General features: G+C 74.0%; 19 protein-coding genes. 10 read left to right on the top strand and 9 right to left on the bottom strand.

Features of this window, described 5'->3' with window-relative positions:
* Positions 1-34: 34 nt before the first annotated feature.
* The 3 genes from JOF41_RS11500 to JOF41_RS11490 all read right to left on the bottom strand — a co-directional run bounded on the left by JOF41_RS11500 (position 35) and on the right by JOF41_RS11490 (position 4,593).
* Positions 35-2,548: an FtsX-like permease family protein gene (locus JOF41_RS11500; RefSeq protein WP_209618461.1), complete on the bottom strand. Its 2,514-nt coding sequence runs from the start codon at positions 2,546-2,548 to the stop codon at positions 35-37.
* Positions 2,545-3,261, bottom strand: coding sequence for an ABC transporter ATP-binding protein (locus JOF41_RS11495; RefSeq protein WP_189223924.1), 717 nt, complete (start codon positions 3,259-3,261; stop codon positions 2,545-2,547). The genes JOF41_RS11500 and JOF41_RS11495 overlap by 4 nt, the downstream gene beginning before the upstream one ends.
* Positions 3,262-3,408: 147 nt before the next feature.
* On the bottom strand, positions 3,409-4,593 hold the full coding sequence (locus tag JOF41_RS11490; protein WP_307867377.1) for an NAD(P)/FAD-dependent oxidoreductase: 1,185 nt from the start codon (positions 4,591-4,593) through the stop codon (positions 3,409-3,411).
* A gap of 194 nt (positions 4,594-4,787) precedes the next feature.
* Between JOF41_RS11490 and JOF41_RS11485 the strand changes: the two genes are divergently transcribed.
* Genes JOF41_RS11485 through JOF41_RS11475 form a run of 3 tightly spaced genes read left to right on the top strand, consistent with a single transcriptional unit; the run spans position 4,788 to position 7,158 of the window.
* On the top strand, positions 4,788-5,396 hold the full coding sequence (locus tag JOF41_RS11485; RefSeq protein WP_189223779.1) for a sulfite oxidase-like oxidoreductase: 609 nt from the start codon (positions 4,788-4,790) through the stop codon (positions 5,394-5,396).
* Positions 5,396-6,100, top strand: coding sequence for a ferredoxin reductase (locus JOF41_RS11480; protein WP_209618456.1), 705 nt, complete (start codon positions 5,396-5,398; stop codon positions 6,098-6,100). Before JOF41_RS11485 ends, JOF41_RS11480 begins: the two co-directional genes overlap by 1 nt.
* A gap of 50 nt (positions 6,101-6,150) precedes the next feature.
* Positions 6,151-7,158 carry a methyltransferase gene (locus JOF41_RS11475; protein WP_209618455.1) on the top strand — a complete coding sequence of 336 codons (1,008 nt, stop codon included), beginning with the start codon at positions 6,151-6,153 and terminating at the stop codon, positions 7,156-7,158.
* Positions 7,159-7,233: 75 nt separating this feature from the next.
* Here JOF41_RS11475 and JOF41_RS11470 read toward each other — a convergent pair whose 3' ends face one another.
* A complete protein-coding gene (locus JOF41_RS11470) occupies positions 7,234-8,994 on the bottom strand; it encodes a serine/threonine-protein kinase (protein WP_209618453.1) in 1,761 nt (586 codons plus the stop codon).
* A gap of 51 nt (positions 8,995-9,045) precedes the next feature.
* Complete coding sequence (locus JOF41_RS11465) at positions 9,046-9,801, bottom strand: FHA domain-containing protein (RefSeq protein ID WP_189223783.1); 756 nt, start codon at positions 9,799-9,801, stop codon at positions 9,046-9,048.
* A 107-nt stretch (positions 9,802-9,908) separates the two neighbouring features.
* On the opposite strand from JOF41_RS11465, the gene JOF41_RS11460 reads away from it, so the two are divergent.
* Positions 9,909-11,072 carry a polysaccharide lyase family 7 protein gene (locus JOF41_RS11460; protein WP_189223784.1) on the top strand — a complete coding sequence of 388 codons (1,164 nt, stop codon included), beginning with the start codon at positions 9,909-9,911 and terminating at the stop codon, positions 11,070-11,072.
* A gap of 126 nt (positions 11,073-11,198) precedes the next feature.
* On the top strand, positions 11,199-12,296 hold the full coding sequence (locus JOF41_RS11455) for a right-handed parallel beta-helix repeat-containing protein (protein WP_189223785.1): 1,098 nt from the start codon (positions 11,199-11,201) through the stop codon (positions 12,294-12,296).
* On the opposite strand, the gene JOF41_RS11450 is transcribed toward JOF41_RS11455, so the two are convergent.
* Positions 12,182-13,015 (bottom strand): AfsR/SARP family transcriptional regulator, encoded by an 834-nt coding sequence (locus tag JOF41_RS11450; RefSeq protein ID WP_189223786.1) that lies wholly within the window; start codon positions 13,013-13,015, stop codon positions 12,182-12,184. The genes JOF41_RS11455 and JOF41_RS11450 overlap by 115 nt on opposite strands.
* Positions 13,016-13,164: 149 nt before the next feature.
* On the opposite strand from JOF41_RS11450, the gene JOF41_RS11445 reads away from it, so the two are divergent.
* The 3 genes from JOF41_RS11445 to JOF41_RS11435 all read left to right on the top strand — a co-directional run bounded on the left by JOF41_RS11445 (position 13,165) and on the right by JOF41_RS11435 (position 15,582).
* A complete protein-coding gene (locus JOF41_RS11445; RefSeq protein WP_209618451.1) occupies positions 13,165-14,076 on the top strand; it encodes an XRE family transcriptional regulator in 912 nt (303 codons plus the stop codon).
* A 72-nt stretch (positions 14,077-14,148) separates the two neighbouring features.
* Positions 14,149-14,412, top strand: coding sequence for a GlsB/YeaQ/YmgE family stress response membrane protein (locus JOF41_RS11440; protein ID WP_189223788.1), 264 nt, complete (start codon positions 14,149-14,151; stop codon positions 14,410-14,412).
* Positions 14,413-14,481: 69 nt separating this feature from the next.
* A complete protein-coding gene (locus JOF41_RS11435) occupies positions 14,482-15,582 on the top strand; it encodes a GAF domain-containing protein (RefSeq protein ID WP_209618449.1) in 1,101 nt (366 codons plus the stop codon).
* 43 nt (positions 15,583-15,625) lie between these two features.
* Here the strand turns inward: JOF41_RS11435 and JOF41_RS11430 are convergent, their stop codons facing one another.
* Positions 15,626-17,491 carry an ABC transporter ATP-binding protein gene (locus tag JOF41_RS11430; RefSeq protein ID WP_209618447.1) on the bottom strand — a complete coding sequence of 622 codons (1,866 nt, stop codon included), beginning with the start codon at positions 17,489-17,491 and terminating at the stop codon, positions 15,626-15,628.
* Between the two features lie 156 nt (positions 17,492-17,647).
* The gene (locus tag JOF41_RS11425; protein WP_209618446.1) at positions 17,648-18,799 is read right to left on the bottom strand and encodes a hypothetical protein; all 1,152 of its coding nucleotides are present in this window, start codon (positions 18,797-18,799) and stop codon (positions 17,648-17,650) included.
* A gap of 369 nt (positions 18,800-19,168) precedes the next feature.
* Here JOF41_RS11425 and JOF41_RS11420 point away from each other — a divergent pair, with 369 nt between their 5' ends.
* Complete coding sequence (locus JOF41_RS11420) at positions 19,169-20,401, top strand: cation:proton antiporter (RefSeq protein WP_229795663.1); 1,233 nt, start codon at positions 19,169-19,171, stop codon at positions 20,399-20,401.
* 27 nt (positions 20,402-20,428) lie between these two features.
* Here JOF41_RS11420 and JOF41_RS11415 read toward each other — a convergent pair whose 3' ends face one another.
* Entirely contained in the window at positions 20,429-21,463 is a 1,035-nt protein-coding gene (locus tag JOF41_RS11415; protein WP_189223793.1) for a LacI family DNA-binding transcriptional regulator, read from the bottom strand.
* Positions 21,464-21,897: 434 nt separating this feature from the next.
* Here JOF41_RS11415 and JOF41_RS11410 point away from each other — a divergent pair, with 434 nt between their 5' ends.
* Entirely contained in the window at positions 21,898-22,260 is a 363-nt protein-coding gene (locus JOF41_RS11410) for a DUF2203 domain-containing protein (RefSeq protein WP_189223794.1), read from the top strand.
* Positions 22,261-22,375 lie beyond the last annotated feature (115 nt).

The raw sequence follows: 22,375 nt of genomic DNA, 5'->3' as shown, positions 1-22,375 counted from the left end.
CCGCCACCGACCGGGCATCGGGCCCGGTCGGCGCTCACCCCTGCGCGCCGATCACCTCCACCGGGCGCGACCGCAGGGCGACCCTGGTCGGGATGCCGATCGCGAGCAGCCCCAGCACCGCCGTCACGCCCACGATCGCCAGGTAGACCAGCGGTGGCGCGGAGGGCATCGGCGAACCGGTGAGGCCCAGGCTGATCCCGACCAGGGTGGGCACCGCCGCGCCCGTGCCGACCACCACCGCGATGCCGATCACCAGCAGCGCCTCGATCCGCGTCATCCGCAGCACCTGCCGCCTGCCGGTGCCGACCAGGCGCAGCAGGGCGAACTCCCGCGACCGCTCGACCGTCGCCATCACCAGCGTGTTCACCACCGAGATGGCCAAGTACCCCAGGACCACCAGCAGGGCGAGCAGGTTGATCCAGGACTGGGCGTCGCGCTGGGTCTGCCCGGCGGCGCTGAGCGCGGCGCGGTCGAGCACCGACACGCCGGGGAACCGGTCGGCCAGCGCGCCGAGCTCCGCCGTGCCGTCCGTGCGCACCAGGACCGACTGGTCGAGCCGGGTGGTGGTGTGCGCGGCGAGCACGTCGCGGGACAGCGTCACGTCGCCGAACCCGAGGCCGCGGCCGTAGAGCGCGACGACCCTCGGCCGCAGCTGCGCGCCGTCGCCAAGGCGCAGGTCGATCCTCTCCCCGAGGCCGACGCCGATCGTCTCGGCGGCGAGCACGCTCAACGCGACCGCGTCGCCGTCCAGCTCGGCCAGGTCGCCCTGGCTGACGCGCAGGTCCAGCGTGCGGTCCAGGCCGTCGACGGCCAGCCCCTGCGCGGCGTAGGGGGAGATCTGCGGTTCCCCGGCCATCAGGTGGCGCACCAGCACCTGGCTGCGCACCACGGGCGTCGCGGCCCGCACGCCGGGGGTCGCCCGGACCGCGTCCACGACCGCCGGGGCCAGCCCCGCCTCACCGGAGACCACGACGTCGGCCACCACCCCGGCGTCGGCCTGCTCGGCCGCGGCGGCGCTCACCGTGGTCTGGGTGAAGATCTGCACCGAGGCCACGGCGACCGCCAGCACCAGCGGTGTCACCACGGTGGCCAGCCGCCGCGCGCTCGCGGTCACGCTCGCCACCGCGAGGTGCCCGCCCACCGGGGCCACCGCCCGCAGCGGCCGACCGGCCAGCCGCGCCGCCGCGACCACCAGCCGGGGACCGGACAGCGCCGCGGCGAGCACCAGCAGCAGCGCCGAGGCCGCCGCGCCCGCCACCGCCTGCTCGCCGGGCAGGAACAGCGGCACCGCGGCGGAGCCCAGGCCCAGCGCCGCGCACGTCCACCCCAGCGCCACCCGCACGCGCCCCAGCCGCGCCGGTTCCACGGCCGCCTCGCGCAGCGCCTCCACCGGCGCGGTCCGCGCGGCGCGGCGGGCCGCGACCCACCCGGCGATCCGCGCCGTGGCCACCACCAGCAGCACCGCCGCCATGGCGGGCAGCGGACCGATCGCCAGGCCGAAGTCGGCGGGCAGCAGTCCGGAGGCGGCGAACGCCGACCGCAGCAGGTGCGCCACGCCGTAGCCGGGCGCGACCCCCAGCAGCGCGGCGACCCCGGCCACGGCCAGCACCTCCGCGCCGACCAGGCGGTGGATCTGGCGGGGTGTCGCGGCCACCGCCCGCAGCAGCGCCAGTTCGCGCTTGCGCTGCTGGATCGACAGCCCCAGCGTGCCCGCCACCACCAGCACGGAGATCATCAGCGTGGTGCCCGCGAACGACAGCGAGACCAGCACCAGCTCCGACCGCGCCCGGCCCACGTCGAGGAACTCCGCGTCGCCGCGGTCGTCACCGGTGTGGGTGGCCACGTCGAGGTCGGGCAGCGCGGCCCTGATCCGCCCGGCCAGCTCGTCGGGGTCGACCCCCGGCCGGGCCAGCACGCCGATCACGTCCACCTGATCAGGCCGCCCGGCCAGCGCGCGGGCCCGCTCGTCGGTGAGGAACAGGGCGGGCTGCCGCCCGGTCCGCACGCCCTCGGGCGCGGCGGCGACACCGGTCACCGCGTACCGCTCCGGCACCCCGCCGACGGCCACCGGCAGCTCGTCGCCGACCCCCACGCCCAGCCGGTCGGCCAGGCCCGCGTCGAGCACCAGCTCCCGCGGCCCCTTCGGCTCGGCGCCCTCCCGCACCGCCAGCGGGGTCAGCGCGGCCGAGCTCCAGCCGTGCGCCCGCACCCCCTCCGCACCCGGCACCACCACCGGCACGGCCGTCTCGCCGATCGCGCGGTCCACGCCGGGCACCGCCGCCACGCGGCCCACCGCGTCGGCGGGCAGCGGGACCCGCTCGACCAGCGGCACCTCGATGCCCGCTTCGTCCGGCACGGCCTGCCTGCCGCCGACGACCACCGCCGCCCCCGCGTACCGCTGCGGGGCCACCCCGGCGCGCAGGCCGGACTCGAACAGCACGCCCAGCGCGGTGATCAGCGCCGAGGCGCACAGCACCGCGACGAACACCCCCGCGAAGCCACCCCAGCGGTGGCGGATCGAGGCCAGCGCCAGCAGCCGCACGCTCACCACTCCCCCAGCTGCGTCATCCGCTCGGCCACGGCTTCCGGCGACGGCCGGTCCAGCGCGCCCGCCAGCCGCCCGTCGGTCAGGAACACCACGCGGTCGGCGTAGGAGGCGGCGACCGGGTCGTGGGTCACCATCAGCACGGTCTGCCCGGTGCTGTCCACGACGTCGCGCAGCAGCTCCAGCACCTGCCTGCCGGTGCGGCTGTCCAGCGCGCCGGTCGGCTCGTCGGCCAGCACCGCGTCCGGCCGGGTGATCAGGGCGCGGGCGATGGCCACGCGCTGCTGCTGCCCGCCGGAGAGCTGGCTGGGCAGGTGGTGCAGGCGGTCGGCCAGCCCGACGCGCCGCACCACGTGCCCCAGCCACTCCCGGTCCGGCGCGCCCGCGCCCAGCAGCAGGGGCAGCACGATGTTCTGCTCCACGGTCAGCGACGGGACCAGGTTGTAGGCCTGGAAGACGAAGCCGACCCGCTCCCGCCGCACCTCGGTCAGCCGCTTCTCGTCCAGGGCGGCCAGGTCGGTCCCGCCCAGCAGCACCGATCCGGAGGTGGGCCGGTCCAGACCCGCGGCGCAGTGCAGGAAGGTGCTCTTGCCGGAGCCGGAGGGCCCCATCACCGCGGTGAAGGTGCCGCGCGGCAGGTCGATGGACACCGCGTCCAGGGCGGTCACCGCGCGGTCGCCCGAGCCGTGCACCTTGGACACCGCGGACAGCCTGATGGCGGGTTCTGCGCCGGTGACGCGCACCGGCTCGGTCGTCTCGATCACGCAAGTGACGCTATTGGCGTCGGTGCGGCCGAACGATCCCCCAGCCTGCCCGGTTCGGAGTACAGCCCGCTATACCTCCGGTCCGCGCGGAGCCACCGGTCAGACGACGGCGCCCTCGGTCGGGAACGGCAGGGCCGCCAGTTCGCCCCGGTAGCGGCGCAGCGGCTTGAAGGCGTTCCACGCCAGCGCGCCGGTCAGCCTGCCGCCCACCCGGTAGAGGGCCACGAACGCCGACCCCTCGGGGCTGCCGTCCACGACCTCAACCTCGGCGTCCGCGCCGAGCAGGCCGTACGCCTGGATCTTGACGTCGTACTGGTCGGTCCAGAAGTACGGCAGCGGGCTGAACGGCGTGGTGTCCCCGTGCAGCAGGTTGACCGCCGCCGCCTGGCCCTGCTCCCCGGCGTTGCCCCGGTGCTCCACCCGCATCCGCCTGCCGAACCGGGGGTTGGGCCAGCTGGCCACGTCACCCGCGGCGTAGACGCCGGGCGCGGCGCGGCAGAACCGGTCGCAGACCACCCCGTCGGCCAGGTCCAACCCGGAGGAGCGCAGCCAGTCCACGGCCGGGCGCGACCCGATCGCCACCAGCACGCACTCGGCCTCCAGCACCGTGCCGTCGGTCAGCGCCACCCCGCTCACCCGGCCGTCGGAGGCCACGAACCCGGACACGCCCACGCCCGTGCGCAGCTCGACACCCCGGTCGCGGTGCAGCTGGGCGACCCGCCCCGCCACGGTCTCGCCGAGCTGCGCCACCAGCGGCAGCGGCAGCAGGTCCACCACGGTGACCCGGTGGCCCAGCCCGGCTGCCGTGGCGGCCACCTCCGTGCCCAGGAACCCGGCGCCGACCACCACCAGGTGGCGCGCGGTCGCCAGGCTCTCGCGCAGCCCCGCCACGTCCTGCGCGCCGCGCAGCACGTGCACCCCGGCCAGGTCGTGGCCGAAGGGCAGCCGCAGGGGTGTGACGCCGGTCGCCACGACCAGGCCGTCGTAGGGCAGCGGGTCCGCGTCCTCCAGCAGCAGCCTGCGCCCGTCCGGGTCCAGCCCGGTCGCCCGGTCGCGGACCACCGCCACGTCCAGCGCCTCGAAGTCCGCGTCGGCGCGCAGCCGGGCCCGCTCCAGCGGCCACTGCCCCGACAGCACCTGCTTGGACAGCGGCGGCCGGTCCACCGGCGGCCCCGGCTCGCCCGCGACCAGCGCCAGCCGCCCGGTGAAGCCCTCGCGCCGCAGCGCTTCCACCGCGCTGATCCCGGCGGCGCCGCCGCCGACCACGACGATGTTGTCCGACACCCGGCAACCTCCCAGCGCGCGATCCCTGACGATCTTCATATCAGCACCCATGATCCCGTTCACAGGACCGTCGGGGCAGGACCGCGCCCACGCGTGTGGTGAGCGACACGGTCTGCGCCAATGGGGGCAGCACGCTGAGCCGTTCGCCGAAGCCACCGGGTCTGGAATCATGGCCGCCGAGGAACAGGAGGCCCATGGCGATCACCCGAGGGTTCACCCGGCGGGGCGGCGGCGAACGCGACCCGAGGCTGCCACCCGGCCAGCACGACGCGGGCGACGACTGGCCGGTGCTGCACGCCGAGGCCACGCCGTCCATCGACACCGACCGGTGGACCTTCACCATCGACGGCCTCGTCGACACGCCCACGACGTGGACCTGGGACGAGATCCGCGCGCTGCCCCCGGACCACTACGAGGGCGACATCCACTGCGTCACCACCTGGTCGAAGTTCGGCATGAGGTTCGACGGGGTCTCGGTGGACACGCTGCTGGAGGCGGCGGGCCCGCAGGACGACGCGGCGTTCGTGCTCGCCCGGTCGCACACCGGCTACACCACCAACCTGCCGATCGAGGACATCACCGACGGCCGGGCGTGGGTGGTGTGGGACGTCGACGGCGCGCCGCTGACCGACGTCCACGGTGGACCCGCGCGGCTGCTCGTGCCGCACCTGTACTTCTGGAAGAGCGCCAAGTGGGTCTCCGGGCTGACCCTGCTGGCCGAGGACGAGCAGGGGTTCTGGGAGCGCAACGGCTACCACGACCGGGGCGACCCCTGGCTCGAGCAGCGCTACCAGGGCGACTGATGGTCGCGCCCGCGCGCACGGGGCCGTGGCAGCAGGCCACCGTGCTGGAGGTGCGGTCGGAGACGCCGACCGCGAAGACGTTCCGGCTCGGGCTGTCCCGGCCCGCGCCGCACCTGCCCGGCCAGCACTACGTGCTGCGGCTGACCGCGCCCGACGGCTACCGCGCGCAGCGCTCCTACTCGGTCGCCAGCGCTCCCGGTCGGGCGGAGATCGACCTCACCGTCGAACTGCTGCCCGGCGGGGAGGTCTCGGAGTTCCTGCACGAGGTCGTGGAGCCGGGCGACGAGCTGGAGGTGCGCGGCCCGCTGGGCGGCTACTTCGCCTGGGACGGCGAGCGGCCCGCGCTGGGCGTGGCGGGTGGCTCCGGGGTCGTTCCGCTGATGTCCATGCTGCGCCACGCGCGGGAGATCGGCAGGCCCGAGCTGGTCCGCCTGGTGGTGTCGGTGCGCTCCCCCGCCGCGCTGTACTACCGCGACGAGCTGCCGGGGCCGCAGACCACGCTGGCCTACACGCGGACCGCCCCGCCGGGCTCCCCCCGGCCCGCCGGGCGGCTCACCGCGGACGACCTGGCGCCCGCAGTGGAGGACCGGGACGTGTTCGTCTGCGGGACGCCTGCGTTCTGCGACACCGCCACCGGACACCTGCTGGGCCTGGGAGTGCCCGCCGGGCGGATCAGGGTGGAGCGGTTCGGCCCGTCCGGCTGAGGCGCCCGGCGGACCGATTCCGCTTTGACACCCCTGACACAGTGGACCTCATGGATCATGAGGACGACGCCGCCGTCGCGCTGCGCCGCATGGCCGGGCTGGCCACGCCGATGGCGCTGCGGGTCGCGGCGACCCTGGGCCTGCCGGACCGCCTGCTCGGCGACGGCGCCTCCGTCGAGCAGCTCGCGGCCGAGCTCGACGCCGCCCCGATCGCGCTCGACCTCCTGCTGGCCCACCTGGCGACCCTCGGCGTCGTCGAGCGCACCCCCACCGGCTACCGGACCAGCGCGTACGGCGAGCACCTCCGCCTGGACGCGGGCAACGGCCTGACCGACCTGCTGCGCCTGGACACCGCAGGCGGCCGGGCGGAGCTGGCCTTCGTCGAGCTCGCCCACAGCGTCAGCACCGGTCGCGCGGCCTACCCGCGCCGCTACGGGCAGGACTTCTGGGCCGACCTGGCCGAGCACCCCCACCTGCGCGAGTCGTTTGACCGGCAGATGACGCACCGGTTCCGGGAGCAGCTGCCGCGGATCGTCGCCGGTGTCGACTGGTCCCGGTTCTCCAGCGTCGTCGACGTGGGGGGCGGCCAGGGCAGCCTGCTGGCCGCGATCCTGACCGCCCACCCCGGTGTGCGCGGCCACCTGGTCGACCTCGAGCCGACCGCCGCCGACGCCCGCCGCACCTTCACCGCGCAGGGGCTGGACGACCGGGCGCGGGTGACGGCGGGCAGCTTCTTCGACCCGCTCCCGGCGGGTGCGGACGCCTACCTGCTGTTCGACATCCTCCACGACTGGGACGACGAGCACGCCCACCGCATCATGAGCCGCTGCGCCGAGGCCGCGCACCCGGCGGGGCGCGTCCTGGTGGTCGAGGCGGTCGCGGGGCTGCGCGCCGACAGCGAGAGCGACCTGGCCATGCTGGTGATCTTCGGCGGTCGCGAGCGCGGGCTCGACGAGTTCCGGGCGCTCGGCTCGGCGCACGGCCTGCTCCTGGACGGCGTGACCGAGCTGACCGACCAGCGCTGCCTGCTGGAATTCCGGCTCTCCGCCGACGGATGACCTCCCGCCTGCCGCGAACCGAGCGTCCGGACACCGCGAACCGAGCGTCCGGGACGCCGGGCGGGCCGGCCGCCGTCAGGAGGGCAGCTTCTTGGCGGCCGCCGCCGCCAGGATCTTCGCCTCGAGGCAGTACTCCTCGCCCGACCGGTCGCCCTGCACTGTCAGCACCAGCACGTCGAGGTAAGCCCGCTTCGCCGGACTCGCGGGCAGGTGGGGGACGTGGATGGTGCAGCTCTTGCTCGAATCGGTGTCCAGCCAGACGTACACCACGCGACCGTCCTCCAGCCGGGTCAGCTCCCCCTTGGGCACCTCGTCCGCCGAGTGCTGGTCGTAGCGCAGGTTGATGCCGAGCCCACCGGTCGTGCTGCGCCACTTGCACGCCCAGTTGCCGAACACGTTCAGCGCCGAGCCGCCGTTCACCCCGGCCACCGCGGTGAGCACTTCGTCATCGAGCAGCGCGCAGGCGTCGACGCGGGCGAGCGAGTCTTCGGGGAACGGGGTGGCGCGCCGGGGAATCTGACCGCCGCGCAGCACCTCCAGCACGGTGGCCGCCGCGGCGTCGGCCAGGGGGCAGAGGTCCAGCGGCGGGTTGTCCAGCTTCGCGCTGACCCGGACGGCGTACCTCTCGTCGGCCACCACCGTGCGGTCGCACTCGTTGCTCCGCAGGGGTTCCTCGACCACCTCCAGGGGTTGTCCCTGCACGGTGCGGGACGCGCGGGTGATCAGCTGGATCTCGATGTCCACCGGCTCCTTCGCACCGACGTGGACCAGGGCGTCGCAGCGGTTGAAGTTGCCGTAATCGGTCACCACCCGCACGGTGCCGAACCGGCTCAGCTCCTCCTCGTCGATCAGCGCGCACGGGTCGGCGGTGCGCTCGTCGCCGATGAGCCCACCGGCGGACGCCTGCTGCTGCGCGGCGGGCACCTGGTGCTGCCTGATGACCACCGCGGTGCTGATCGCCACGACCAGCACGAACGCCGCGGCGATCCGCGCCAAGAGGCGGCGCCGCGGTGCCCTGGCGGGACGTTCCACCGCGGGCGGCTCCCAGTCGCCGACGATCTCCTTCAGGCGCGACCGGACCTCGTCGGCGGTCGGCCTCCCGGCGGGGCGCGCCCGCAGCATCTCCGCCAGCAGCGGGGCCAGCGGGCCCGCGCGTCGCGCGGGCGGGACCTCGCCTCGCCGGACGCGCTCCAGCACCTCGTGCGGCTCACCGCCGCCGAACGGCGGCGTGCCCTCGACCGCGGCGTACAGGGTGGCGCCGAGCGAGAAGACGTCCGAGGCCCGACTGGCCGGGTAGCCGTTCGCGACCTCGGGCGAGGCGTAGGCGGGGGTGCCGCTGACCCTGCCGTCGTCGGTGCGGGTCACCTCCCGCCAGATGGAGATGCCGAAGTCGGTGAGTTTGGCCAGGTCGTCGTCGGTGACCAGGATGTTGCCCGGCTTCACGTCCCGGTGCACGATGTCGCGAGCGTGCACCGCGGCCAGCGCGCCCGCGATCTGCACGCCGATCCGCGCCACCCGCTCCACCGGCAGCGGCCCGTCCTGCGCCAGCACCACGTCCAGGCTCCGCGCGGGCAGGTACTCCATCACCAGCCAGCAGCCGTCGGCGTCGACGGTGTCGAAGACCGCGACCGCGTTGGGGTGGTGCACCTGCGCGGCGGTCTGGGCCTCGCGGTGGAACCGCGCCCGGTCGGCTTGGTCGGCCGCCGCGTGCGGGCGCTTGAGCGCCACCCTCCGCTTCAGCTTCCGGTCGAACGCGGTCCACACCACGCCGCCGGACCCGGAGCCGCGGGCGTCCTCCAGCTCGTAGCGGCCGTCAACGACATCGCCCGTACGCACGGAAAGCAGCGTATGGACTACGCTCGGTGGCGTCACGGCGTTCTCCGGAATTCAGCACAACGGGTCAAGGGCAGCCAGGTCCGTGGGCACGAGGGTGGTGGACAGCACCAGCTCACGCAGCAGGTTGTCGTTGAGCGCGTTGCCGACGGGTTCGCCGACCTCCTCGCGGAGCAGACCGGGCACGCCGCCTGCCGACAACCGGGCGCGCACGTCGGCGATCATGTGCTCGACCCGCTTGACGCTCCAGGTGGCATCCGGTTGCAGCTCCGCCAGCACCTGCGCGGTCTGCTGGCGGGACACCGGCTGGGGGTTGGCCTCGTGCATCAGGTAGCGCTGCCCCAGCACGATGAGCATCAGTCGCTCGTCGGGGGTGAGCCGCCACCGCGTCGGCGGTTGGGTCACCCAGTCGTGCTGGGCGCGCGGCGCCGCGTCCCGGTCGTCGGCGACGTAGAGCTCCAGCAGGTGCTCGCGGTCGCGGGAGCCGCGCACGAACAGCGGCGTGTAGCCCCTGGGCAGCGGCACGGCGTCCTCACCGCGGAACAGCCACCGGGTCCTGGGCAGCCGGATCGGCAGCTGCCCGGTGTTGGTGACCCACCAGTGGCCGCCGCGGCGGGTGAGCAGGCCGTGCTGGCGGCTGACCCTCGGGTCGGTCTCGCCGACGCACAGGTCGACGTTCGGGCGGTTGCGCCCGAACCGGACCGTGCGCCCCTCGACCGGGTCGACGTGGAGACGGCCGGTCAGCGCACTGGCGACGATGGCTCCGGGCGCGGTGCGGGGCACGCCGCGAGCCAGGCTCTCGTGGTTCATCGGTCTCCTTCGGCTCGTCGACAGTGTGACGGCGTCGTCGGGGACCCGTCCCGGAAACGCTGCGGCACCGTCGCACGCGGCGAGTCCGATCAACCGGAAGAGGGACGATGAGACGCATCCTCAGCACCACCCTGGCAGGCGCGCTCGTGCTCGGATCAGCGGGCGCGGCCGACGCGGCGGCGCCGACCGCGGGCAGTCCACTGGCCGTCGTGGGCGTCAGCGCGAGCGACCACGACGGCAACGTCCCCGCCAACACCCTCGACGGTGAGCTGAGCACCCGGTGGTCCGCCGAGGGCGACGGCGTCTGGATCAGCTACGACCTCGGCTCGTCCCAGGTGGTCGGGTCGGTGTCGATCGCCTGGCACAAGGGCGACACCAGGCGGCACACCTTCGAGGTCGAGCTCTCCGCCGACGGGACGTCCTGGCGGGCGGCCGTGGCGCGCCGCAGCAGCAGCGGCACCACCACCCGGCCGGAAACCCACGACTTCGCCGACAGCTCGGCGCGCTACCTGCGCATCGTCGGCCACGGCAACACCTCCAACGACTGGACCAGCATCACCGAGGTGTCCGTCAACGGGGCCGACGGGGGCGGCGGCGGTGGCGGCGGGGACTGCCGGTACCCCGCCGACGTGCTGGACCTGACCAACTGGTACATCGGGCTGCCCATCGGCGAGGAGGAGGACCCGACCAACGTCGAGCAGCCCGAGCTGGCCACCTTCTCGATCGACCCGTGGTTCCGCACCACCCCGGAGTGCGACGGGGTGCGCTTCCGCGCCGCGGTCAACGGCGTCACCACCAGCGGCTCCAGCAACCCGCGCTCGGAGCTGCGCGAGATGAACGGGTCGAGCAAGGCGGCCTGGTCGTCCACCTCGGGCACGCACACGATGGTGATCGAGCAGGCCATCACCGCGCTGCCGCAGGACAAGCCGCACGTGGTGGCCGGGCAGATCCACGGCGGCAGCGACGACCTGGCGGTCTTCCGCCTGGAGGGCACCAAGCTCTACGTCACCAACGACGACGACACGCACCACAAGCTCGTGATCGACGACTACGTGCTCGGCACGAAGTTCCAGGCGAAGTTCGTGGTCAGCGACAAGAAGATCAAGGCCTACTACAACGGCGTCCTGCAGACCACGATCTCCAGGAGCTTCAGCGGCGCCTACTTCAAAGCGGGCGCCTACACCCAGGCCAACTGCTCCAACTCCTCGCCCTGCGACGAGGGCAACTACGGGGAGGTGGAGATCTACGACTTGAAGGTGACCCACAACTAGCCACCCGCGAGCACTACCCGAGGCCCGCCGCGAGGCCGGTGACCACCGCCATTCCCACGGCGATCCCAGATTCTCCCCATCCGACTGCGCCAGGCTCGCCGGACCGACGGCGGAAAGGGTGTGCGCATGATCAAGGGTGATCCGGTGAAGCTGCTGCTCGTAGCGGTGATCGGCGCGGGGGTCCTGGTGAGCGGGCAGGCGCGGGCAGACACGCGGACCGACGTGCTGTGCCAGAACAACACCGGCGACGACGAGCGGATCAACGCCGCCGTCGCCGCCAGCGCCCCCGGCGACGAGCTGGTGCTCAACGGGACGTGCCTGATCAACGGCACGGTCCGGCTGGTGGGCGAGCGCACCTACCGGGGGCTCTCGCGCACCGGCACGGTCATCCGGCAGGCCCCCGGCGCGAACCTGGACGCGATGCTGGCCAGCGACTCCTACCTCGACGACGTGCCGTGGACCGGGGCGCCGGTGACCATCCGGTCGCTGACGCTGGACGCCGACCGCGACAACAACCCCGCCGCGCACGACGCCCTCGTGCTGCGGTCGTGGCAGACGGTCGTGGAGGACGTGGTGGTGCGCGGGGCCACCCGGCACGGCATCCGGGTGACCAACCTGTCCGCCAACCGGGTCGCGCTGACCAACACCCAGGTCAACGGCCGCATCGTGGGCAGCCACGTCGCGGGTTCCGGGCAGCGCGGGGTGTTCGCGGAGGACGTGGCCGGGGCGGAGGGCACCGGCAACTCGGTCACCGACTGGCAGCTGCTGGACAACTGGATCGAGGACTCCGGCACCGAGGGCATCGGGCTGGACAACGCGGCGGGGTGGCTGGTGCGCGGCAACCACGTCTACGGCGTCGGCCGGGTCGCGCTGTGGGCGGAGCGGCTCTACGGCTCGTCGATCAGCGACAACTACCTGGAGGACTTCGGCGAGGCGGGCATCCGGGTCTCGGTGCAGGGCGAGGCGGCGTCCACGATCGGCGGCAACCGGGTGTTCGACTTCGGGGGCGGCACGGGCACCTTCCTCCAGGCCCGGACCAACTACGGCACGGGCAACCTCGTGGTGACCGGCAACACCGTGCGCGGCAACGGCTCCGGCGTCGGCCTGGACTACCAGCGGGGTCCGGGCACCGCGCTGGTGGTGGCCTCGACCGGCAACCTGGTCACCGGGGTGACCACGGCACGCCAGGTGGGCGCGGGCGTCACGGTGAGCACCGGGGTCTGAAGCACGCGGCGGTGCACCGCGCGCAGCGCCTCGCCGGGGTCGGCGCCCAGCTCCTCGGCGAGGCGGCGGCGCACCCGCTGGTAGACCGCCAACGCCTCGGCCGTGCGGCCGAGGCCGTGCAGGGCCAGCATGAGCTGGCCCGCCAAACGCTCGTCCAGCGGGTGGGCGGCGGTGCGCGCGGTCAGCACGGCCAGCACCTCCTGGTGCCTGCCCAGGCGCAGGGCGGCGTCCGTGCGGTCGGCCTCGGCGACGGACCGCTGCTGCTCCAGCGCCATCCGCACGGTGCTCAGCCACGGCGTGTCCAGGCCGGTGAACGCCTCCCCGCGCCACAGCGCGAGCGCCTCGTCGTACAGCGCGACGCGGCGCGCGTCGTCCTCGGCCCGGCGGGCCCGCGCCACCAAGCGCTCGAACCGGTGCAGGTCCACCGCGTCCGGGTCCACCACCATCCGGTAGCACCCCGGCACCCGCGCCAAGGCCACGTCAGGCACGTCGGACAGCACCTGCCGCAGCCGGTACAGGTAGCCGTACAGCGCGGCGCGCGGCTGCCGGGGCGGGGCGTCGCCCCACACCCTGGTCACCAGCTGGTCGTAGCTCACCGGCCGGTTCGCCTCGACCGCCAGCGCGACCAGCACGCACCGCTGGCGGGCGTGCCCCAACTCCACGGCGACGCCGTCCCCGAGCGCCTCCACCGCCCCCAGCAGCCGAACTTCGAACGCCATTCGCTCCCCCTCCGCCGAACCGTGCCACTGGTATAGCCCGGCTCGGGCGCTCACCGCCGTTCGGAGTTGTTCGAGCATGTTCGCGCTGGTCGCAGGCGTGTCGAACAGGTATGTCGAAGCGGTGCCGCCGGTCGGTGCATGCTGTCCTGGTGAAGGAGCGACACGCCGAACCGCCGCTGCCCGAGGAAGTCACCAGCGCCGCCGACTACGTCGCCGCCCTCAAGCGGTTACGCGTCTGGTCCGGGTTGACCTACCGCCAGGTGGAGGCCAAGGCCAGGGCGCGCGGGGAGGTGCTGCCCGCCAGCACGACCGCGACCATGCTCGGCAGGCGGACCCTGCCCAGGGAGCAGCTGGTGGTGGCCTTCACCAGGGCGTGCGGACTGGGCGAGGAGGACGTCGAGCGGTGGGTGGCCGCGCGCAGGCGGCTGGCGATGGACCCGGCCGAACCGGAGGACCCCCGGCCCGAGCCCGAGCCCGACGACCGGCCGACCGGTCGTCGGTGGCTGCGCTGGTGGCCGGTCGCCGCGGCGGTCTCGGCCGCGGCGGTCGGCGCGGTCGCCGCCTCGGCGGTGCTCACCGGGTCGGAACTGCCCGAGGACGGCTGGTACCGGCTGCGACCGGCGCACGTCGCCGACCGCGACCTGTGCCTGGGCGAGGGCCGCGAGCGCAACCAGCGGACCGACCGGCCGCTGGCGGTGCAGCGGCCGTGCCAAGGGCTCGTCCCGGACACCTACCTGGAGAGCTTGGGCTCCGGGGTGTACCTGATCAAGTGGCGCAGCGACCAGGAGGGCTGGGGCTGCCTGTCGGTGGACGACGCCTCGCTGGAGGACGAGACGCTGATCGCGCCGCGCACCTGCACCGGCGCGGCGCACGAGCGCTTCCTGCTGGAGCCGGTGGACACCCCGGTGCCGGGCGGATTCGTGCTGCGCCCGGTGCACAGCGGCAAGTGCGTCGGGGTGCTGGGCGGCCCTGCCGACGTGGACGCGGGCGCGGAGGCGACGCAGAGCTCCTGCTCGGGCAAGGCCGACCAGGAGTTCCTGCTGGAGCGCGTGGACCGGTAGCAGGCGCTGACCGGGCACGATCGGTCCGGCGGGCTTAGCGTGGGCGCAGGGATGAGCACCACGGAGGCTGTCATGATCGGATTCATCGTCGCGGGGCTGGTCATCGGCGCGCTGGCGCGGCTGATCAAACCGGGCAAGCAGCGGCTGGGCATCCTGTCCACCCTGCTGCTGGGGCTGGTCGGCTCGGTGATCGGGGGCACCATCGCCAACCTGCTCGGCACCGGGAACATCTTCGAGCTCAACGTGCTGGGGTTCGTCATCGCGGTGATCGCCTCGGTGCTGCTGATCGGCGTGGCCGAGGGGTTGGCGCAGAGCAGGCACCGCAGCGCCCGGTAGCCCGGTCCCGCCCGGCGGTGCCTCGGTCGGGGGTACTCACCACCCGACGGCGCGGGGGACCATGCTGCGATGGCGGGGGACAAACCGGACGTGCTGAAAGTGGACGGCACCACCGCGGTCGTGCTGCGCGAGGCGTACCACAAGATCGTGGCGTTACCGCCGGGCAACCACTACGCGCTGTACGACTACGTGCGCGCGGTCGCGGCCAAGATCGTCCCGTTCGACACCTTCTGGATCGGGTTCCTGCACGGCGCCAACCGGGTGCGCTACCCGTACGGCTACGAGGGCGGCAAGTACGACGACCCGGCGTCGCACACCTACGGGCCGAACGGGCAGACCGCGTGGCTGCTCAAGCACCGGGTGACCTACCGCTACGCCTACGACAACGGCGCGGCGCTGAACGCCGGGGTGATGACGGGCGACGTCACCCGGCGCTCCGAGGACGCGATCACCGTGCCGCTGTTCCGGTCGGACAAGGACGGCGGGCGGCGGCTGTTCGGCATGCTGGCGCTGCAGAGCTACCAACCCCGCGCGTTCGACGACAACGCCGTGCGCGCCGTCGAGTGGCTGTCGGACCTGCTGGCCCGCGTGCTCAACCGGGACCACGAGGACCGCGACGCGCTGCGGCGGCTGCCCGCGGGTGACGGCCGGGCCTACCCGATCACCTCCGACCTGCTACCCCGGACCGCCGCCGGTCGCGTGGCGGCACGACGACCTGCGGGCCGTGGCCGAGGACACGGTCAGCCAGGCGGTGCTGGACTTCCGCGACCGGGCGCTGGTCGGCGGTGGCTGGCGGCCCGACGGCGGGCCTGCCTGAAGACCTACTTCGTCGGGCGGTGCGTGCTGGCCTTCCCCAACGCCTACCGCAAGTGGCGGGTCGAGCAGTGGCACCGGCAGCACCTGGCCGCCGCGGAGTCGCCCGCGCTGGGCATCGTGGGGCTGTCCTCGTGCGAGCAGGACCCGGCGGACCTCGCGCTGCGGCGGCTGAGCCTGTGGCAGGGCTTCGACGACATCCCCGACGAGCGGACGAAGAAGGCGATCCTGCTGCAGGAGGCGGGCTACCGGGTGGAGGAGATCGCCAGGGCGCTGCGCGAGCCCACCGGCAACGTCATCCGCGGCGTGCTGGCTCGGCAGCGCAGGCGCGGCGGGCACGCGGGCGACCACCGCTGACCGGGTGCCCGGACGCTCGGCTCAGGGTGTCCGGGCGCTCGGTTCAGGGTGTCGGGGCGCGGGACTCGCGCTCGGGTGAGCGCGGGGTGTCCGCCGCGTCGTCGAGGAACCCGCCGGACTGGTGCTGCCACAACCTGGCGTAGCCGCCCTGGGCGCGCAGCAGCTCGTCGTGGGTGCCCTGCTCGACGATCCGGCCCTGGTCGAGCACCACCAGCCGGTCCATCCGCACCACCGTGCTCAGCCGGTGCGCCACCACGACCGCGGTGCGGTCCCGCATCAGCCGCCACAGCGCTTCCTGCACCAGGACCTCGCTCTCCGAGTCCAGCGCGCTGGTCGCCTCGTCCAGCAGCAGGACGGGCGCGTCGCGCAGGATGGCGCGGGCCAGCGCGACCCGCTGCCGCTGGCCGCCGGAGAGCTTGACGCCGCGCTCGCCCACCAACGTGTCGAAACCGCGGGGCAGCGCGTCGGCGAACTCGGTGACGTGCGCGGCCAGCGCCGCGCGGCGGATCTCGGCGTCGGTGGCGCCCGGCTTGGCGAAGGCGATGTTGTCGCGCAGCGTGCGGTGGAACATGGCCGGGTCCTGCGGCACGTAGGCGATCAGGCTGCGCAGGTCGGCCTGGCGCAGCCGGGAGATGTCCTGGCCGCCGATGAGGATGCGCCCGCCGTCGACGTCCATCAGCCGCAGCAGCAACCGGGTCAGCGTGCTCTTGCCGCCGCCGGAGCGGCCCACCAGGCCGACCCTGGCGCCGCTGGGGATGCTCAGGTCCAGACCGCTGAACAGGGCGGGCCCGCCGGGGTGGGCGAAGTCGACCCGCTCGAAGCGGATGTCGGCCCCGCGCGGGCTCAGCGGTTTCGGGACGGGCGGGTCGAGCACCGTCGGCGGGGTGAGCAGCAGCTCGGTGAACTGGGCGGCCTCGGTCAGCGCGCTCTCCAGCCTGCGGTAGATCTGGTTGAACTCGAACATGACCCTGGTGGCGTTGGAGTAGTAGGCGAAGGCCACCACGACCGCTTCCACGCCCAGCCGCCCGCCGCTCAGGCTGACCGCCAGCAGCAGGCCCAGGGCGTTGGCCAGCACGGACATCGGCGCGACCAGGCTGTCGATGCGCAGGTTGGCGTAGTCCCAGGACCGGATGGCCAGGCTGCGCTGCTCGGCCACGCGGGCCCGGTGCTCGGCGGCCTCGCGCTCCTCGGCGGCGAAGGCGCGCACCGTCTCCATGTTCGCCAGGGTGTCCGCGACGTGGCCGGACACCCTGGCGATGGCCGCCTCGCGCGCGTCGACCAGCGCTTGGCGGCGGCGCACCAGCGGCGCGACGCCCAGCCCGGTGACCGCGATCAGGCCGACCAGCACGGCGACCAGCAGCGGGTCGTAGCGCCAGAGCACCACCGAGGCGAACACCAGCGGCACGACGTTGGCCACGACCGAGAACGCCAGGGTGTCGACGAACTGCTCGAACCGCGCGGCGAAGCTGAGCACGCGCTTGGTCAGCGAGCCCGCGAAGTTGTCGTGGAAGAACGCCGCGTCCTTGGCCAGCAGCTCGTCCATGCCGACCACCGCCAGGTTCTCGATGCTGCGGCCGTCGGTGCGGTTGAGGCAGTGCACCCCGATCCGCCACAGGAGTTCGGACAGCAGCAGCAGTCCCGCGAAGCCCAGCACGTAGGGCAGCACCGCGGTCAGGTCGGTGTCGCCGCCCTCCGCCAGGTGGCCCGCGAGCGCGGCCACCACGAGCGGGGCGAGGTAGAACGCGCAGGTGTTGCCCAGGGCGGGCATGAGCAGGGCGGGCACCGCAAACTTGCGGTGGCGCAGCAGTTCTCGGGCGTAGTGGCGCAGTACCAGCAGCACCGCGGTCCTGCGGCTGGGCGAACTCCGGTCGGCGTTCTCGGTGTCACCACCCGGTCCGGGCGCGGCCATGGGGCCCCTTTCGGGAAACGGTGGGGACCCCATGCTGCCGCAGCACCCGCGCCACCGGCGATCGAATATGCGGGGCTCCCCCCGATGGTGAACCGCCTGCGTCGGCCGATCGGAGGACGACCATCCACACAGGACGGTCCGGTGACGCGTGGCGGATCAGCGCGACAGCACCCCCGGCAGCAAGCCGCGCAGCACCGCCCGCGGCAGCGGCTTCAGGTGGGTGATCGCGAACGACTGCTCGACCAGCTCGCCACCCGTCCGCGCCGCGTCCCGCGCCGCGGCGCGGGGGAAGCGGATGCGCTCGCACCCCTCGGCGGCGGCCAGCTCGGCGGCCAGCCCGCGCAGCCCGGCCTCCTCGACCACCCGCTCGTCCAGCGCGACCTGGACGGCGGTGGCGCCGGAGCCCGCGAACAGGCACAGCAGGTACGCCACCAGGCGGTCGTCCCGGAAGCAGGCGATCAACTTCCTGCGCAACCCGTCCACGGGCCGCAGCACGCGCAGGAATTCCTCGTCCAGCACGTCCACGACCCCGGCCGCCGCCCGGTGCAGGTCCGCGACCTGGGGCAGGAGCCGTTGGAAGTCGTCGAGCACCTCCACCCGCGTCCCCGGCGGCGCGGGCAGGCGGGGCGGGCGGAAGCGGCCGAGGCGGAGTTCGAGGTCGGGCGGGGCGGGCGCGAAGAAGAACCGCGAGCGCAGCAGCGACCGCCGCAGCGGCGCGAGGTCCGGTTCGGCGAAGTCCTTGAACACCACCACGTCGAACTCCCGCAGGCGCGCGTGCGCCAGCACCTCGCGGACCAGCCGGTCGGCCACCGGCTCGAGCAGCGGTCCGGCGGAGAGCACCCGGCCCCGGCCCAGCGGGTTGCCGCACAGCAGCACCGACATGGGCGGCAGCACCCGGTCCACCCGGCCAGGCAACCCGCCATCCCCCGCCCCGAGCACGGACGGTAATCGCAGTCCGCGGAAGCCGCTCATCGGCAGCACCGCGATGACGTCGCCCTGACGCCGGACCGCCGCGTAACCGTGGTGGTCCGGCCGGTTGCGCGCCCGCTCCGCGGCGGCGAAGACCGGCCAGGCCCACAGCGGGTCGTCCGGCGGCAGCAGTTGCCCCCACCGGTCCTGGAGCAGTTCCGCCCCGGACAGCACCCCGGCGGTGTAGCGCTTCGCCGCCACCGGGCGCTCGTCCGCGACGATCGCGCCCCGCAGCACCGCGGGCCGCTCAGCGGCCCCCCACCGAGCGGCCCGCGGTCGCCGCGAGGCGATTCGGCCGTCGAACCAGGACGGCCGGAGCAGGATCGGTTGCGGGTCCATCCATCCCCCTCGGCGTCAGTCGCCCCGACGCCGACGACACCGCCGGCTCCCCCCGGTGGGAACGATCCCGACGACCAGTAGACCCGCGGCGGGCCCGGTGGACCACGCGGAACCACCTGCGGAACGAGACCTGCCTGTTCTTCGGGTGGCGCGCGGGCGGCACCCGAACCGGGCGGCCGGTCCGCACCCACACCGGTCACGTAGCGGGCCGGATCCGCAGTCCACGCGACCGAGGTGACTGAGCCGCACGGGTGTTTGCTCTCACCCGACCGGGGTACGCATACGACCACCCGCACCGTCGAGAGGCTTCCCTTGGATCCCGGTCCCGCACTCTACGCAGGGGCGGGTTTCGTCACGCTGGCAGCGGCGGTGCTACCTCGCCTGCTGGCCAGGGCCCCGATCTCGATGCCGATGGTGTTCCTCGGCGCGGGGGCGCTGGCCTTCGGCCTGGTCGAGCCGCTGCCCGACGTGGACCCGCTCGCGCACGGCTCGGCGGTGCTGCACCTGACCGAGCTGTGCGTGATCATCTCGCTGATGGGCGCGGGACTGGCGCTCAACCGGCCGGTCGGCCGACGGCGCTGGGCGACCACGTGGCGGCTGCTGGGCATCACCATGCCGCTGTCGGTGCTGGCCGTCGGCGTGCTGGGCTGGGCCGTGCTCGGGCTGGGCGCGGCGGGCGCGGTGCTGCTGGCCGCGGTGCTGGCGCCCACCGACCCGGTGCTGGCCAGCGAGGTGCAGGTGGCCGAGCCCGCCGAGCACCCGGAGTCCGACGAGGACGAGGCGCGGTTCGCGCTGACCTCCGAGGCCGGGCTCAACGACGGGCTGGCCTTCCCGTTCACCCACGCCGCGGTGGCCATCGCCGCGCTGGGCGCCGCGCCCGCCCTGTGGCTGCCGCGCTGGCTGGCGGTGGACGTGCTGTGGCGGCTGGGCGCGGGCGTGGGTGTCGGCGTGCTGGTGGGGTGGCTGCTGGGCAAGCTGTTCTTCTCCGCGCCCTCGGAGAAGCTCCGGCTGGCCGAGCACGCGGAGGGGTTCGTGGCGCTGGCGGCAACCTTCCTGGCCTACGGGGTCACCGAACTGGTCGAGGGCTACGGGTTCGTCGCGGTGTTCGTCTGCGCGTGCGCCATCCGCGCCGCCGAGCGCCGTCACGACTACCACCACGTGCTGCACCAGTACGTGGAGCAGGTCGAGCGGATGCTGACCGTGCTGCTGGTGTTCCTGCTCGGCGGCGCGGCGGCCACCGGCCTGCTCTCGGGCACGCACTGGCGCGAGGTGCTGGTCGCCGCCGCGGTCCTGCTGGTGGTGCGGCCCGCGGCCGGTCTGCTGGGCCTGCGCGGCGGCCGGACCGGCCCGCGCGAGCGGGTCGTCATCGCGTTCTTCGGCGTGCGCGGCATCGGCTCGCTGTTCTACGTGTCCTACGCCTTGCACGCGGGCCACTTCGCCGAGGCGGAGGCGCTGTGGCGGGTCGTGGGCCTGGTGGTGATCGGGTCGATCGTCCTGCACGGCGTGTCGGCCTCACCCGCCATGCTGCTGCTGGACCGGGTGCGCGCCCGCGCGGCGCGCGAGCGCGGCGATTCCGGCGCGGCCCCGCACACCCCGGTCTGACCCGTCCCCGGCTCCGGCCACCGCGGCTCACCGGCGCGGCGGGCCGGTGCTCTCGCGCACGATCAGCTCGGTGGCGAGGTCTATCCGCTCGTTGACCGGCCGCTCGCCCCTGGCCAGGGTGAAGACCATCTGGGCCGCGGTGGCCGCCATCTCGCGCAGCGGCTGGCGCACGGTGGTCAGCGGCGGGCCGATCCACTCGGTGACCGACAGGTCGTCGTAGCCCACCACCGACAGGTCGTCCGGGACGGCCAGTCCCAGCTCGCGCGCCGCGCGCATGACGCCCAGCGCCTGGAAGTCCGACCCGGCGAAGATCGCGGTGGGCCGGTCGGGGCGGTCGAGCAGGGACAGCCCGTGCGAGTACCCGCCGTTGACGTAGAAGTCGCCGTACCGCACGAAGTCCGGCTCGACCGGCACGCCCGCGTCCTCCAGCGCGCTGCGGAAGCCGTCCACCCTGGCGCGGCTGCACAGCACGTCGGTGGGGCCGGAGACGACCGCGATCCGGCGGTGTCCCAGTGCCAGCAGGTGCCGGGTGGCGGCCAGGCCGCCCGCCCAGTTGGCCGAGCCGACGGTCGGCACTCCCGGCGGTGGCTCCCCCGCGGTGTCCACGACGACGAACGGGGTGCTGCGCGTGGTCAGCTGGTGGCGCTCGCCCGCGTCCAACTCGGCGAGCACGAGGATGACTCCCAGCGGACGGCGGGCCAGCAGGTCCTCGAACCACTCGCGGCGGGGGCGGTGGCCGTCGCGCAACTCGGAGAGCACCACGGCGGCGCGCTCGGCGGCGGCGGCCTGCTCGACGCCGCGGATGATCTCGGTCGCCCACGCCGAGTGCAGTTCGTGGAAGACGACCTCGACCAGCGCGGGTCGGGACGACCGGCGCGCCCGCCGCCGCTGGTAGCGGTGCTGCTCGATGACGTTCTCCACCCGCGCGCGGGTGTCGGGGGCCACGTCGGGCCTGCCGTTGAGCACCTTGGACACGGTCGGCACCGACACACCCGCCTCGGCGGCGATGGACGCGATGGACGAGGTCCCCCTGCTCGCGCCCGGTTCGAGCGATGTGCTCATGCTGACCCCTGTCCGCGCGTCCACCGCTTCTAAACTATCGGTCTTCGAGCCTATGACTTTCGATGACCAGTGACCACCAGTCACCGGGACACGTCGAAGGCCGCGGTTCGCCACGCAGTCATATCCCTCGCTGTTCACGTGCGTGAACAGCGAGCACTTCGAGCCTCCGATCGCCCCACCTCCGCCCCTAAGGCGGCCGTTGATGGACTCCGATGAGGCGATCACAGCCCCTTGGCACACCCTGCTGTCGAGTTCTGTTCCGATAGTTTCGAGGGTCGAGAGGACCCAGTGGACGTGGTCGGGGTAGCGTGACCGCACCGGGCAGCGCACTCGACCACGACCGTCCCGGTAGGACTGATCGGTGTCGGGATCTCGTCGCACCGTTCGCCGCACCAGCGGCGGGCGCGCGGCGGAGGAATCAGCGAGGTGGCGGCGTGGCGCTGTTCAGCCTGTCCGAGGCGCGCGAGGAGCTGGCTCGGCTGCGGCCGGTGCTGGCGGAGATCGTGGCCGTGCGGGCCGACGCCGCCGAACTGGCCGCGGCGCTGGGCTCCGGGACGCCCAGCCCGCTGGGCGGGCTGCCCGAGCTGAAGGCGGCGCAGGCCAGGCTGGACGACCTGATGACGGCGGTGCAGGCCACCGGCGCCGAGTTGAAGGGCTTCGCCCCGCTGCTGGTGGACTTCCCCTCGGAGCTGGACGGCGCGGACGTGCTGCTGTGCTGGCTGGAGGGCGACGCCGAGCTGAGCTGGTACCACCGCGCGGACGTGGGCTTCGCCGGACGCCGTCCGCTGCCGCGCTAGACCCGCCGGGAGCGCGGGCGCGCCGCGACCAGTCCGCTGTCCGATCGGGTCACCCGGCGGCACTTCGAGGCAGGATTCCTGTCGACATCGACAGTCCCCGTCCCGTTTCGCCGCG

Source organism: Saccharothrix coeruleofusca, from assembly GCF_017876325.1.
GTDB lineage: Bacteria > Actinomycetota > Actinomycetes > Mycobacteriales > Pseudonocardiaceae > Actinosynnema > Actinosynnema coeruleofuscum.
This window is presented reverse-complemented; position numbering and strand designations above follow the sequence as displayed.